This is a genomic window from Brucella sp. LJL56 (assembly GCF_054871705.1).
In genome coordinates, this window is record NZ_JBTXLQ010000001.1 from 708,168 (window position 1) to 721,724 (window position 13,557).

Genomic DNA, 13,557 nt, shown 5'->3' on the forward strand with positions numbered 1-13,557 from the left:
GGGGCAAGACGGCATGATGCGGCAAGGAAGCCCGCATGCATGACAGCCGATATTGCAATTCCCAGCCACAACAGCACCTGTTTTCCCCATTTTGAACGGCGCGATCCTAAAACGGATCGCATCAATCTCTATGGTCAGGAATAGGCTGTTCTGCCGAGTGCTGCATTGATTTGAATCAACGGAAATACACCTGGCTTTCAGGGATGGCAGCTTGAAATCAGAGGCTTTCCGGATCCATTCCGGCAACGGCGGCCAGCGAACGGCGCGACAGGATTTCCACAGTATTGGCGTCAGGCAACTGGATCAGCCCCTGCGTCTTGAGCTTTGTGAAGCTGCGACTGACGGTTTCAATCGTCAGGCCGAGATAGTCGGCAATATCGGTGCGGTTCATCGCCAGATGAACCGGGTTTGGCTTTTCGCCGCGCTTTTCCGCTCGTGCGGACAGAACCAGCAAAAAGCTCGCAAGCTTTTCCACCGGCGCAAGGCGTCCAAGAACAAGCTGATTGTCACGCGCCGTGCGAAGGGCTGCTCGCGTCATTTGATGCAGGCGTTCCATCAATTTCGGAAACCGCTCCATCAGATTGTCCATCTCCTTGGTCGAGAAGGCGCACAAAACCGAAGGCACGACAGCCTCAGCCGACTGGGAGTAAGTCTCGTCATCAGCAAGACCAAGATAGTCGCCGGGGAACAGAAACCCTGCAATCTGTCGACGTCCATCCGGAAGCGATGTGTAAATGCGGAGCATCCCCGAGGTCAGGCTGAAAACACGGCGCTTCGGTTCGCCCTCTTCCACCAACTGCTCATTGGCGTCAAGACGCTTGGACGTCATGATTGCTTCAAGGGCACCGAGATCGCCGTCGTCAAGCGCAGCGCAAACCGCCGTCCGTCGAACATCGCAATCCACACATACCCCGCACGGCGCGCGGTAAGGCGACCTGGGATCGAAAATGATAGGCGCTACACTCACGATGGAACCCTGTTTGTGGAAGCCGGAAGAACGTCTTTGCAGTTCCTCTTAAATAGGTAACTAGAAGGCGTCCCGCAAAGCGGAATTTCGCCGCAGGGGTGTATATTCCCCTGCAGCGTATCCAAAACCGCTGGCGTGCTTATTTAAATGTTGCGACTACCGGGCTTCACAGCCGGAATTGCGGCAAGTTCGGGCGGCAATTTATCCGCTGGATAAGCTGGAACTTCATATTCAGCGAGAGAAATCAGCTTCGTGCCGACATCTGCCTTGCCAGCCGAACGGTCGACGATGCAGGCCGCAGCCACGACTTCGATACCGAGGTCCTTCATGCAGTCAATCGTTTCGCGGATGGAAAGCCCGGTCGTGACGATGTCTTCCACGATAACGACGCGCGCGCCTTTTGGCACATCGAAACGGCGTAGACGGAAAACACCGTTCTCGCGCTCCACCCAGACCGACGGAACACCCAGATGGCGCGAGGTTTCATAGGAAGGAATCAGACCGCCAATCGCAGGCCCGACCACGTAATCGATAGGTCCGAGATTTGCCGCCTTGATCTTCTCGGCCAGAGCCTTGCAGAGCTTTTCCGTCTTGTCGGCATGCATGAAAACGCGTGCTTTCTGAAGGAAAACCGGGCTACGCAGGCCTGACGTAAGAATAAAGTGGCCTTCAAGGATCGCTCCCGCTTCGCGGAAGACGGCGAGCACATCTTCGGTATTCATCTTAGTCCTATCCGTTCACGCGTTTCGCGCCGCTGACGCTCGCGCTTTCTTTCAATTGAGAAATGATACGGTTGAGATGCTTGAGATCCCAAACCTCGACATCGATAATCATCTCGGTGAAATCCGGTGCTGTACGCACCATGGAGAGATTGTGAATGTTCGCGTCGTTGGCTGCCACGATCTGCGTGATCTCCGCCAGAGAACCGGGCGAATTGATAGCCGATACGCTGATGCGTGCCGGGAAGCGCTCACTCATCTGCTCATCGATGTCCCAGCGCACATCAATCCAGCGTTCAGGCTGATCGTCATAGGCAGTCAGCGCAGGCGACTGGATCGGGTAGATTGTGATACCGGCGCCCGGCTGGAGAATGCCGACGATACGATCTCCGGGTACGGCGCCTTCCGGAGCAAACCGAACCGGCAGGTCCGAATTGGTGCCGCGAATCGGTAGCGCCTTCTTTCCAGGCTTCGGCACTGCGTCAGCATCGGTCTTCGTCGCATCTTCGCTGCCCTCGGGCACCTTGAAGATCATGCCGGCTGCGTTCTGGATATTAAACCAGCCCTTTTCACCCGTCTTTGCGGGGCTGTTCTGCGAGGTCACGCGTGTATCCTGATAATCAGGATACACCGCCTTGACCACGTCGGTTGACGGCAGCTCACCACGCCCGACTGCGGCCAGCACGTCTTCCACGTCCTTGCGCGCCAGACGTGGCAGGCCCGGCTTCAGAATATCCTTGCTGAACGGCTTTCCGGCACGCTCGAATGCGCGCTCCAGAATACGCATGCCAAGTCCGGAATATTGTTTGCGGACAGCCGAACGGGTCGCACGGCGAATGGCGGCACGCGCCTTGCCGGTCGCAACAAGCGACTCCCAGGCCGCGGGCGGCACCTGCGCCTTGGAGCGGATGATATCCACCTCATCACCATTCTTCAGCTCTGTCATCAACGGCATGATACGGCCGTTGACCTTGGCGCCGACGCAGCTATCGCCGATATCGGTATGTACCGCATAGGCAAAATCGATCGGCGTCGCGCCACGCGGCAGCGCGATAAGCCGCCCCTTTGGCGTGAAGCAGAAAACCTGATCCTGAAACAGCTCAAGCTTGGTGTGTTCCAGAAACTCTTCCGGATTATCGCCTTCGGAAAGCTGCTCAATCGTCTGGCGCAGCCAGGCATAGGCGTTGGTTTCCGTTGAAATCGCATGCGGATTGTTGGCGCTGCCCCGATCCTTGTAGATCGAATGCGCAGCCACACCGAACTCGGCGATTTCATCCATCGTACGCGTGCGTATCTGTAGCTCGATGCGCTGGCGCGACGGGCCGATGATCGTCGTGTGCAGTGAGCGGTAATCGTTCTGCTTCGGCGTCGAGATATAATCCTTGAACCGCCCCGGAACCATCGACCATGTCGTATGGATCAGCCCGAGCGCCCGGTAGCAATCCTGCACTGTATCGACCATGACGCGGAAGCCGAAAATGTCGGAAAGCTGTTCGAAGGACAAGCCTTTGGTTTCCATCTTGCGGAAGACCGACCATGCCTTTTTCTGACGGCTTTTTACGCTGGCCTTGATGCCGTTCTTCTCGAAAATCTCGGAAAGATCCTTTTCGATCTTCTGCAAAAGACCGCGGTTCTTTTCCAGAAGCTCGGCCAGACGGTCCGTGACCGCGCGCCATGCATCCGGATTGATATAGCGGAATGCCAGCTCTTCCAGCTCCTCGCGCATGTCCTGCATACCCATGCGGCCAGCGAGCGGCGCATAGATATCCATCGTTTCCTCGGCGATGCGCAGACGCTTGTCTTCCCGCATCACGCCCAGCGTGCGCATATTGTGCAGACGGTCTGCCAGCTTGACCAGAAGCACACGGACATCTTCGGAAATCGCGAGAAGGAGCTTGCGAAGGTTTTCCGCCTGCACCGCTTTTTTCGAAACGAGATCGAGCTTTTTGAGCTTGGTCAGCCCCTCAACAAGCCTGCCGATCTCAGGACCGAAGAGTTGATCAATCTCCTGCCGGGTGGCCGTAGTATCTTCGATAGTATCGTGCAGGAGCGCGATGGCGATTGTCGCCTCATCGAGATGCATATCGGTAAGGATTGCAGCGACTTCGAGCGGATGGGAAAAGTAGGGATCACCGGAAGCGCGCTTCTGACTGCCATGCTTTTGCATGGCATAGACATATGCCTTGTTGAGAAGCGCCTCGTTCACGTCAGGCTTGTATCGCTGTACACGCTCCACAAGCTCATATTGGCGCATCATCTACGAGAACTCCCTTTCGAAACCGATACCTGGAACCATATCGGGCCCAGCACACCGGATATTGTGACCCAAAATCGCCGAAAATCGAATAGTTCTCGACGTTTAGGCTTAATTTTCTGCCGACAATATTAATTTCTGGCAGAAATCGCTCGTCATCGATGCTTTTCGCACGCCATCCACGAGCATTCAGAACCTTTGCGACAGGTCAGCCTCAATGGCCGCCAGCACATAAAAACATGCGCCACGACTGGGGAGTCGCAGCGCATGCAAAAGAAAATAATTCAAACGACGATTAAAAATCGTCGTTCTTCTCCGGCGCGACGAGGCCTTCGATACCGGCGAGAAGTTCTTCTTCCGACATACGGTCGAAAGAAACCACATCTTCCTCGGCAGCTTCAGCAATACCTTCCGCAACTTCTTCCGAAGAAGCAGCGGCAATCTGAGCTGGAGCAGCAGCTTCCGGCTCGTCGACTTCCACATGCTTCTGCAGCGAATGGATGAGATCTTCCTTCAGATCGTCCGGCGAGAGGGTTTCGTCGGCGATTTCGCGCAGAGCAACGACAGGATTTTTGTCGTTGTCGCGGTCGATGGTGATCTGTGCACCCTGTGAAATTTGGCGAGCACGGTGACCAGCCAGCAGAACCAGTTCAAAACGGTTCTCGACCTTATCTACGCAGTCCTCAACAGTGACGCGGGCCATGCGCGGTCCCTTTCATTTCTCGAACTTTATTGGATTTTTCCCCACATAACGCTTGTGGAGCCAAATTACAAGCAAAAGCGGAATTGCTCATGCCTCATCTCATGAAATCTGCCGAAAGAACGTCAAATTCATGGATTCGCCCCATAAAACACGGTAGCGCGTCAAAACGGCACAATATTTTATAAGCCGAAAAGGGATTAGCGAGATAAAAATCCCCCTATGGTAATTTAGTGCGAGCAAATAACAACCAATGGTTGCTTGTTTTTCTGTGATATGTCCTTAGAAGGCAATAAACGCACTGGTAAAATTTGATACCACCCGCTGTTTGAAAACAAACTGAATGAGCGGTCGTCGGTCCACTCCCGTCCGGCCGTAGAGTGGATATATTACACGATGTTCGATTCTCGTGAAAAGATTGCGCTTTTTATTGACGGCGCCAATTTATACGCAGCCTCCAAAACTCTGGGGTTCGATATTGATTACCGGAAGCTTTTGAAGGCATTTCAGAAGCGTGGCTATCTGCTGCGTGCTTATTACTATACCGCATTGGTTGAGGATCAGGAATATTCCTCGATCCGTCCCTTGATCGACTGGCTCGATTACAATGGCTATAAAGTCGTCACCAAGGCTGCCAAGGAATTCACGGATTCCACCGGGCGCCGCAAGGTGAAGGGCAATATGGATATTGAACTGACCGTCGATGCCATGCAGCTCACGGATACAGTCGACCATTTTGTAATTTTCTCCGGCGACGGTGATTTCCGCTCGCTTGCAGAAGCTCTTCAGCGCAAGGGCCGCAAGGTTTCCGTCGTCTCGACACTCACCACCCAGCCGGCCATGATTTCCGATGAATTGCGGCGCCAGGCCGACCATTTCATCGATCTGGTCTCGCTCAAGGCTGAAATTGGTCGCGATCCGTCGGAACGTGCACCGCGCCGTCAGGATGATGAAGTCGACGACAGCTATTGACGCCGTCGTCGAGCAGGTTCATGCAAAGGCATGATTTCCGAACCATCTCCCAACTGCGATATCTGTCCAAGGCTGCATGCATTCCTGCAGGAATGGCGCGGCAAGGAACCTTCATGGCATAATTCACCGGTTCCGCCGTTTCTACCGGCGCATGACACCGATGTCCGGCTCCTAATTGTGGGGCTTGCACCTGGTTTGCGTGGCGCCAACCGAACCGGACGTCCCTTCACCGGCGATTATGCCGGTGATCTTCTCTATAGCACGCTGTGTGAATTCGGATTTGCCGCTGGCAAGTTCGAAGCGCGTCCAGATGATAGCTTGCGCTTGCTGGATGCCAGTATCGTCAACGCGGTGCGTTGCGTCCCCCCGGAAAACAAACCGGTCGGCTCCGAAATCAATAATTGTCGGCAGTTCCTGTTACCAATGTTCAATAGGTTTCCGAACCTGCAGGCAGTCGTCACACTGGGAACGATCGCGCATCAGTCGACAGTTCGTGCACTTGGCGCACCGGTTGCGCGACACCCCTTCGGCCACGACAGGGTGAGCGATATCGGCAGCCTGCGCATTTTCTCCAGCTATCACTGTTCGCGCTATAACACGAATACCGGACGACTGACGGATGCCATGTTCCGCACCGTATTCCGGAATGTGCGCGGCTATCTGAATCAAAAGAGCGCCTGAGGCGCTCTCTCAATTTCGCTGATATTTACCCCTTGTCCCGCATCAAACGGGCCTTTTCACGATTCCAGTCGCGCTTCTTTTCAGTCTCGCGCTTATCATGAGTCTTCTTGCCTCGCGCCAGCGCCAGTTCCAGCTTTGCCCGGCCCCGATCATTGAAGTACAGCTTCAATGGCACCACGGTCATCCCGTCGCGTGACACGGAGTTGAACAGGCGGGACATTTCTCGCTTGCTGATGAGCAGCTTACGCAAACGCCGCGGTTCGTGGTTGAAGCGATTGCCCTGTGTATATTCCGGAATATAGGAGTTGATGAGCCAGAACTCGCCGCTCTCAAAGTTCGCATAGCTTTCGGCTATGTTGGACTGATTGGCGCGCAGAGACTTGACCTCGGTGCCGGTCAGCACAAGACCGGCCTCAAGCGTGTCGAGAATTTCAAAATTGAAGCGCGCCTTGCGGTTTTCCGCTATAATCTTGCGCACGGGAGAATTCTTGGGCTTGTTCATGATGGCACCATATAATGTGCAATGCCTGAAATGAAAACGCTCCCGAAGCTACGGGAGCGTAAAAATCTGCGAAAGCGGTAAAATCGGCAGGTCAGTTGACCAGACCGGCATGTTTCATGGCCTGATCGATCTTCTCTGCCGTGGCCGCTTCGACCGGCACCATGGGCGAACGCAACGCATTTTCCACACGACCAAGGCGCGACAAGGCATATTTCGGGCCTGATGGATTCGGCTCGATGAAGAGTGCCTTGTGCAGCGGCATGAGGCGATCCTGTAATTCGAGTGCCTTGGTGAAATCGCCAGCCTGACACGCATCCTGGAATTCGGCGCAAAGGCGTGGTGCAATGTTGGAGGTCACCGAAATGCACCCTGCCCCGCCATGGGCGTTGAAACCGAGAGCCGTGGCATCTTCCCCGGAAAGCTGGATGAAATCCTTGCCACAGGTTGCGCGCTGTTCTGATACGCGCTCGATCTTGCCGGTGGCATCCTTGACGCCAACGATGTTCTTGTGATCGCGAACGAGCGCGCCCATGGTTTCCGGCGTCATGTCGATGACTGAACGACCGGGGATATTGTAGATGATAAGTGGAACTGAAATGGAGCGGGCCACGCGCGAGAAATGTTCGTAAAGACCGCGCTGGTTCGGCTTGTTGTAATAAGGCGTGACAACGAGAACCGCATCGGCGCCCGCCTTTTCGGCATGCTGCGCCAGCTCGATCGCTTCAACGGTGTTGTTGGAGCCTGCGCCAGCGATCACGGGAACGCGGCCAGCCGCAACCTCAATGCAAACTTCAATAACGCGCTTGTGCTCGTCATGCGACAGGGTCGGCGTTTCGCCGGTCGTGCCAACCGGAACCAGTCCTTTGGTGCCTTCTTCGATCTGCCAGTTTACAAATGCGCGAAAGGCTTTCTCGTCGAACGCTCCTTCGGAATCGAATGGCGTGACAAGCGCGGTAATTGAGCCCTTCAGCATTAGTGAACTCCTGAAAAAAGAAAGACTGAACCTCATTCCCCCGATCCGCTTGGGGCTTTTGACCAGGTTGAGGCGTTGCACAATAGTCTTGCCACACGAGTGGAGCAAGCGGGGTATGCTGGCAAAACAAGCGTAATGCAGCAGTTTTGCGGCAAAATTTGAAACGGCTCCCATGCTCCACCACCTATTGGTCCTATTGCTTAAAGGAACATCGGGGGGGGGCAGGAGCCGTCAAAGCAGAGTCACCATTCCGTGATAACGCTTTATTAAGGATGGATTCATTCCTTGAGCCTATTCTGGCCATTGAAAGCGGCTGCCAAAAACCGGGCTCAGAAAAGCCGGATTTCAACAACATATTGCCCATCAACCAAGTCTTTGTTCTAGTTAGCCAATGTCAAAACAAGTCGCAGCGATATCATTGAGAAGAAAAGTGCTCCTTGCGAGTTGCTTTATGGCGGTTGCCCTGCAGCCGGTGATTTCGTTCGCGCAATCTTCGATGCCATCGGATATCCCAACCCCTCTTGCACGCCCATTCGCACCGACGGCGACAAGCCAGTCGCCGATGAACCTGGTGACCCCCAAGCCTCGTCCCGCCACGCCCGATCCGGTCGTCACGTCAGCGGTCAGCCGCATGGAAAATCCGGCTGCAATTGGCGGAACGCTAAAAAGCGGCCTCGATGCCCTTTCCTCCCGTGACGCTGCAAGTGCCATCGCGTTCCGCAACGGAATGCAGCGTGGTTCGCTCGACCGCCAGATTTTGACCTGGGCCATAGCAACCTCCGGCCTCGATGGTGTGCCGAGCGCCGAAATCGCAGCAGCAGCAGCGGATTTGCGCGGCTGGCCGGGGACATCGGTTCTCCGTCGCAATTCGGAACGAGCCCTGTTCAAGGAAAATCCCACTCCGGCCACCGTGATTGCGACAATCGGCAATACGCGCCCACAAACAACGGAGGGCATGATTCTTCTTGCCCGCGCCTACGTAAACACCGGGAATGCAGGCAAAGCACGCGGACTTCTTTCGCCGTGGTGGGCCACACAGCGCCTTTCTGCCGATGATGAGCAAAAGATTCTGAAAGAGTTTTCGGGCGTTCTGACGCGCGAGGATCATCAGCGCCGTATTCTAAACTCGCTCTATAATGACCGCATGCAGTCCGCAAAACTGCTTGCTGGACCGGCACAGGCACAGTCGCTCTACAACGCCTTTGCGGCAGTCTCACAAAAATCGCCGAATGCAGCCAAGGCGATAGCGGATGTCGACCGCACCTGGCAGGGCAACGCCGCCTATCAGTTCCTGAAGATCCGTTATCTGCGTCGCGGCGAGCGCTACAACGAAGCGACAGACCTTATGCTGAAGGCTCCGCGCCAGGCGTCCGCGCTTGTCGACCCGGATGCCTGGTGGGTTGAACGCCGCATCCTGTCGCGCGAACTGCTCGATCTTGGCAAGCCCCAACTCGCCTACAAGCTGGTTTCGGCCCATGCAGCCGAATCGCCCACGATGGCGGCGGAAGCGGAATTCCATGCCGGATGGTATGCGCTTCGCGCTTTGAACCAGCCTAAGACGGCTGCGCCGCATTTTGCCAAGATCGCAGAAATCTCGTCGCGGCCGATTTCCGCATCCCGTGCTTTCTACTGGCTCGGACGGTCGGCTGAAGCAGGTAGCGGTGGCGATGCGCGCGATTATTATCGTCGCTCTGCCCATTTCGGCACGACATTCTACGGACAGCTTTCAGCCGCCAAGTTGAGTGAGAGAGCACCCGAGCTTATCTATCCAAGACCCAGCGAAGCAGATCGCACCCGCTTCGCCGGTCGCCCCGCCGTGCAGGCAATCAAGCGGCTCGAACAGGTCGGCTACAGCAATCGCGCGACGACACTTTATAACCAGCTTTCGCAGGAACTCGACAGTGTCGGCGAACTGGCTCTGCTGGCAGTCATGGCCGAACGCAATGAGAATCACTATCTGGCGCTACGCGTTGGCAAAAACGCAGCACTGCGTGGCCTCGACGTCGGCGCTCTGTCGCACCCGCTCGGTGCAATTCCTGCCAACGCAAATATAAGCGGATCGGGCAAAGCTCTCGCCTATGCCATTGCGCGGCAGGAAAGCGAATTCAACGTCGGGGCGGTGTCCAAGGCTGGCGCACGTGGTCTTTTGCAGCTTATGCCCGCAACGGCAAAAAGCGTGGCAACCCGAAACGGCATGAGCTACTCGGCACCCCGCCTCACGACGGATGCTGGATATAATGCGACGCTTGGCGCGCATTTTCTGGGCGAGCAGCTTGACCGTTTCAACGGATCTTATGTTCTTACCTTCGCCGGTTACAACGCTGGCCCCCGCCGCGCATCCGAGTGGGTCGAGAAGTATGGCGATCCGCGCGGCAAGTCGATCGATCAGGTTGTGGACTGGATCGAGCGTATCCCTTATTCCGAAACGCGAAACTATGTTCAGCGCGTGATGGAAAATTACGAAGTATACAAGGCCCGCCTGACCGGAAGCGCCGATATCCAGACTGATCTAATTTACGGACGGCGATAGAGCATGTCTCCCTAAAGTGGGAACCGCTTTCGGGATAAAGACATGCTTAAAAACATATAGATAGAGCATTCCCACCTTAGAGCGCGTTTCGGCCTGATTTAATCAGACCGGCGCTCCGGACTTTTCTTTATAAAGCGTAATCTTATCGATCCTCGTTTCACACCGATCGAAATGCGCTCTATCCCGAACCGCTGGAACTGCACGGAATGAAAAAGCAGGCTATTCGCCTGCTTTTTTTGTCCGTCGCGGTTTTGGTTTGGTCGCTGCTTTTCGGGGCTTTTCGGCTTTTCTAGCGTTGGCCTTGTTCAGCACATTCGCCACCTTGGTGGCTTGCCCGATCCATTCCTCGCGTTCGACACGGCGCGGAAAGCCTATATTGCGCTCGATCCAGCGCGATTCCTCATCGTTCCAGCCGGAAATCTGGTCGTAGTGAAATACCCCGACCTCATTGAGAAGTCCCTGGACGGCAACACCGATACCCTTGATCACCGTAAGATCATCCGGCTTTCCATGGCGCGCCGCTTCCAAAAGCTCGGGACGCCCCGGATCGCGGGCAGGTTCCGTATTCGTATCTGGCTTTTCCATAAGCGAGGGCCAATCACCAACCACTTCCGCTTCGGGTAGAACATTCAGCGGGAGCTTCTCGGTCCCGCTCAGTCGCGGTAAAGCGCTGGGTTCTGCAATCTTTTCCGGTGCCTCGGTCTGTTTGACCGTTTCCGGCTTTTCATCGATCGGCAATGTGGCGCGTGCTGCGGCGATGATTGTGCGCTCACGGTCCGGCATCGACGCGCCTCTACGCCGCACGAAACGGCCCAGAAGACAGCCGATAACAAAAGCGATAGCGACAAGAACAGCCAGTTGAACAATCAGCAACGGCATATGGTTTCCTCGTACTCCGAATTACTCATGCTCGGCGAACACATTCGCCGTAAATTTTCCCGCCCCAAATGTCGCCACTTACTTCGAACCGGTCTGCCAGCCAACGCCTATACCGATCAGCACTGCCACAACCAGAACTGGCCAAAACGAAACGGCTAAATAAAGCATTGTCAGGTCCGCTTTCTATTCCGGAAACGGTACATACGATCCGCTATGCCTATTCATAAAGAGAAAGGAAAGGCCCGAACAGGCGGGCTGTCAATTCCGAACAGAAAACTAACAGGGGACGAAATTCAGAATCCGGCTAGTTCTCATGACGATGAAATCTAGGGTTCGCTGATCTCGATCCTCACCATCTTCAGACCGAAGGGAAGCGGCAGATTCAATTGCGATTGCATCTTCCGATAGCTGGCGTCATCCGTCGCCTTGCCCTCAATCGAGACGTTGAGATCCGAAATCTCGATCTCCCCTTCCCGCAAACCGGACAGGAGTTGTAGAGCAAACCCCACCGAATCAACAAAATTCGCCGGGCTGCCGCGCCCCACGGCCATCTCGTCATCAAGTGGAATGCCTGGAGCCGCACTTTCGGCCGCCGTCATGATACGATCTCTGACATCATTGTCAGGCACCGAACCAGCCAGAATAATTCCGTCTGCGCCCTTCTTTATCTGTAGCAGATAAGGCGACACGAGCGGGAGAACACTCGTCAGATCGGTGATCTCCCGAATACCCCTCACCTTTTCCAGCGCAGCTTTCACAGCGGATTGTGCCTCTGGATCAGGTGCTATGCCTTTCAGCGTCACATCGCGACCGTCCACATCGAAGCCCGCCCATATGAAAGGTGCAAGCGCCTCGCCAGTGCGTGCTGCGATATCCGTCTCGACCCGATCGGCACCAAACCAGAGTGCAAGTGCCGTCAGCGCTGCGGTCCACGTTACACCGGGCCAAAACCATTTGAACATGTCGTGGCGTCTCCACGCTAGAAATCATCAGATTCGAAGCGGCAAAACACATGCCGCTGCCATGTTTGTACAAAGACCGAGTTTTCGGTGAAAGCAAGATCGCGGCTGCGAAAATCGGCAAACAAAAAACCCGGCAGCGATGCTGCCGGGTTCTTTTTGAACAATCCCAGAGGGATTAGAACGAGCGCTGGAAGCGGATCATGCCCTGGAAAGCATCTTCGCCGTCGAGGCTGATGTTTTCGTCGTCCCACTTGGTGTAGGAAACTTCTGGCGTGATCGTGAAGCCAGGAACCAGTTCGTAAGCAACGTTTGCGGTTGCTGCGAAGGTCTTGGTGTCGTCGTAAGCGAGCTGCAGGTTGAAGGTAGCCTTTTCGGTTGCCTTGAATGCAGCGCCACCCCAGACAGCCCAGTCGCCGCCCCACGTGCCGTAGAAGCTGGTGATACCGCGGTAGGTGTAACCGTCTCCGTCAATGAAGTACTCGTCGTCGTTGGACTTGTAGCCACCCTGTACCCAGAGCGAGAAACGGTCGGTCAGGTTCACGTCACCGCGAACTTTACCAGCCCATTCTTCGTTACGGGCGTCGTAAGCCAGAACACCAGCGATCGAACCCCAGCCACCAGCGTACTTCAGGCCGCCAACGATGTGCGGCGTGTAGTCGTTCAGCGTTACGTCAACATCGGAGTCGCCGTTGCCGCCTTCTTCGAGCGACAGGATGGCCGAGAAGCCGTTGCCGCCGGTGAAGGTGTAGCTGATGAGGTTGGTGCGGTAGCCGCCAGCAAGGATCACGTCATCGTTGATGACGTTGCCGAGGTAACCAGGGAAGGTTACGAAGGCCGACTCATCGAGACCAACGCGCAGGCCGCCGAGCTGAATGTAAGCGTAACGCAGCGAGCTGTTTTCGTTAGACGAGCCGTAATGCTCTTCTTCACCGTCGCTACCACCGGTCCAGTTGTAACGCAGTTCGGTGAAGGTCTTCAGAGTGCCGAGTTCGGTTTCCGAAGCGGTCGAGAAGCGGAGCGTTGCACGAGCAAGCTTGCCCCAGGTGTCACGGTCGAGGTCACCAGGCGTACGAGCGTAAACGCGGTCACCGCCCGAAGCGTCGTAACGAACATAACCATGGATACGCAGGCAGGTTTCGGTGCCTGGGATGTAGAAGTAGCCAGCGCCGTAAGCATCGCAGACGCGGACATATTCAACTGCTTCTGGCTCTGGTGCGACGATTGCGTCGGCAGCCTGAGCGCCGGAAGCTGCAACCAGAGCTGCAGCGGAGCCGAGGAGAAGGCTCTTGATGTTCATTTCTGACCTCCAGTCAAAGTTAAAAATGGGTCTGGGCATTCTGATTTGGCTGAAGGACAACCTGTCCCCATCCCCTGATGAAAAAGTCGCCCCGAAGCGCTCCTTCTTCTGGATGTGAAGA

At 55.5% G+C, this 13,557-nt stretch carries 12 protein-coding genes; 3 read left to right on the plus strand and 9 right to left on the minus strand.

Annotation, left to right across the window (positions count from 1 at the left end; all coding sequences use genetic code 11):
• Window positions 1-217 precede the first annotated feature (217 nt).
• The 4 genes from ACYSN1_RS03510 to rpoZ form a co-directional block, all read right to left on the minus strand.
• Window positions 218-967: a Crp/Fnr family transcriptional regulator gene (locus tag ACYSN1_RS03510; protein WP_461724407.1), complete on the minus strand. Its 750-nt coding sequence runs from the start codon at window positions 965-967 to the stop codon at window positions 218-220.
• A gap of 143 nt (window positions 968-1,110) precedes the next feature.
• Window positions 1,111-1,689, minus strand: a complete 579-nt coding sequence (gene pyrE, locus ACYSN1_RS03515; protein ID WP_461724408.1) for an orotate phosphoribosyltransferase — start codon at window positions 1,687-1,689, stop codon at window positions 1,111-1,113.
• Between the two features lie 7 nt (window positions 1,690-1,696).
• Window positions 1,697-3,943 carry a RelA/SpoT family protein gene (locus ACYSN1_RS03520; RefSeq protein WP_461724409.1) on the minus strand — a complete coding sequence of 749 codons (2,247 nt, stop codon included), beginning with the start codon at window positions 3,941-3,943 and terminating at the stop codon, window positions 1,697-1,699.
• 292 nt (window positions 3,944-4,235) lie between these two features.
• Entirely contained in the window at window positions 4,236-4,643 is a 408-nt protein-coding gene (rpoZ, locus tag ACYSN1_RS03525) for a DNA-directed RNA polymerase subunit omega (RefSeq protein ID WP_105541379.1), read from the minus strand.
• A gap of 393 nt (window positions 4,644-5,036) precedes the next feature.
• Here rpoZ and ACYSN1_RS03530 point away from each other — a divergent pair, with 393 nt between their 5' ends.
• A complete protein-coding gene (locus ACYSN1_RS03530) occupies window positions 5,037-5,612 on the plus strand; it encodes a LabA-like NYN domain-containing protein (protein ID WP_105541378.1) in 576 nt (191 codons plus the stop codon).
• 30 nt (window positions 5,613-5,642) lie between these two features.
• Entirely contained in the window at window positions 5,643-6,293 is a 651-nt protein-coding gene (locus ACYSN1_RS03535; RefSeq protein WP_461724410.1) for a uracil-DNA glycosylase, read from the plus strand.
• A gap of 25 nt (window positions 6,294-6,318) precedes the next feature.
• On the opposite strand, the gene smpB is transcribed toward ACYSN1_RS03535, so the two are convergent.
• Both smpB and dapA read right to left on the minus strand, forming a co-directional pair.
• Window positions 6,319-6,795 (minus strand): SsrA-binding protein SmpB, encoded by a 477-nt coding sequence (gene smpB / locus ACYSN1_RS03540; protein WP_461724411.1) that lies wholly within the window; start codon window positions 6,793-6,795, stop codon window positions 6,319-6,321.
• A gap of 91 nt (window positions 6,796-6,886) precedes the next feature.
• Window positions 6,887-7,768, minus strand: a complete 882-nt coding sequence (dapA, locus tag ACYSN1_RS03545) for a 4-hydroxy-tetrahydrodipicolinate synthase (RefSeq protein WP_461724412.1) — start codon at window positions 7,766-7,768, stop codon at window positions 6,887-6,889.
• A gap of 451 nt (window positions 7,769-8,219) precedes the next feature.
• Between dapA and ACYSN1_RS03550 the strand changes: the two genes are divergently transcribed.
• On the plus strand, window positions 8,220-10,298 hold the full coding sequence (locus ACYSN1_RS03550; RefSeq protein ID WP_461724413.1) for a lytic transglycosylase domain-containing protein: 2,079 nt from the start codon (window positions 8,220-8,222) through the stop codon (window positions 10,296-10,298).
• A 219-nt stretch (window positions 10,299-10,517) separates the two neighbouring features.
• Here ACYSN1_RS03550 and ACYSN1_RS03555 read toward each other — a convergent pair whose 3' ends face one another.
• The 3 genes from ACYSN1_RS03555 to ACYSN1_RS03565 all read right to left on the minus strand — a co-directional run bounded on the left by ACYSN1_RS03555 (window position 10,518) and on the right by ACYSN1_RS03565 (window position 13,436).
• The gene (locus ACYSN1_RS03555; RefSeq protein ID WP_461724414.1) at window positions 10,518-11,177 is read right to left on the minus strand and encodes a 50S ribosomal protein L21; all 660 of its coding nucleotides are present in this window, start codon (window positions 11,175-11,177) and stop codon (window positions 10,518-10,520) included.
• A gap of 326 nt (window positions 11,178-11,503) precedes the next feature.
• On the minus strand, window positions 11,504-12,139 hold the full coding sequence (locus tag ACYSN1_RS03560) for a BON domain-containing protein (RefSeq protein WP_461724415.1): 636 nt from the start codon (window positions 12,137-12,139) through the stop codon (window positions 11,504-11,506).
• A 175-nt stretch (window positions 12,140-12,314) separates the two neighbouring features.
• Complete coding sequence (locus tag ACYSN1_RS03565) at window positions 12,315-13,436, minus strand: porin (protein ID WP_461724416.1); 1,122 nt, start codon at window positions 13,434-13,436, stop codon at window positions 12,315-12,317.
• Window positions 13,437-13,557: the final 121 nt, after the last annotated feature.

Coding starts and splice junctions, on each gene's coding strand:
- rpoZ (WP_105541379.1), bottom strand. CDS start 4,643: ATGGCCCGCGTCACTGTTGAGGACTGCGTAGATAAGGTCGAGAACCGT.
- ACYSN1_RS03550 (WP_461724413.1), top strand. CDS start 8,220: ATGGCGGTTGCCCTGCAGCCGGTGATTTCGTTCGCGCAATCTTCGATG.
- ACYSN1_RS03535 (WP_461724410.1), top strand. CDS start 5,643: ATGATTTCCGAACCATCTCCCAACTGCGATATCTGTCCAAGGCTGCAT.
- smpB (WP_461724411.1), bottom strand. CDS start 6,795: ATGAACAAGCCCAAGAATTCTCCCGTGCGCAAGATTATAGCGGAAAAC.
- ACYSN1_RS03565 (WP_461724416.1), bottom strand. CDS start 13,436: ATGAACATCAAGAGCCTTCTCCTCGGCTCCGCTGCAGCTCTGGTTGCA.
- ACYSN1_RS03560 (WP_461724415.1), bottom strand. CDS start 12,139: ATGTTCAAATGGTTTTGGCCCGGTGTAACGTGGACCGCAGCGCTGACG.
- pyrE (WP_461724408.1), bottom strand. CDS start 1,689: ATGAATACCGAAGATGTGCTCGCCGTCTTCCGCGAAGCGGGAGCGATC.
- dapA (WP_461724412.1), bottom strand. CDS start 7,768: ATGCTGAAGGGCTCAATTACCGCGCTTGTCACGCCATTCGATTCCGAA.
- ACYSN1_RS03530 (WP_105541378.1), top strand. CDS start 5,037: ATGTTCGATTCTCGTGAAAAGATTGCGCTTTTTATTGACGGCGCCAAT.
- ACYSN1_RS03520 (WP_461724409.1), bottom strand. CDS start 3,943: ATGATGCGCCAATATGAGCTTGTGGAGCGTGTACAGCGATACAAGCCT.
- ACYSN1_RS03555 (WP_461724414.1), bottom strand. CDS start 11,177: ATGCCGTTGCTGATTGTTCAACTGGCTGTTCTTGTCGCTATCGCTTTT.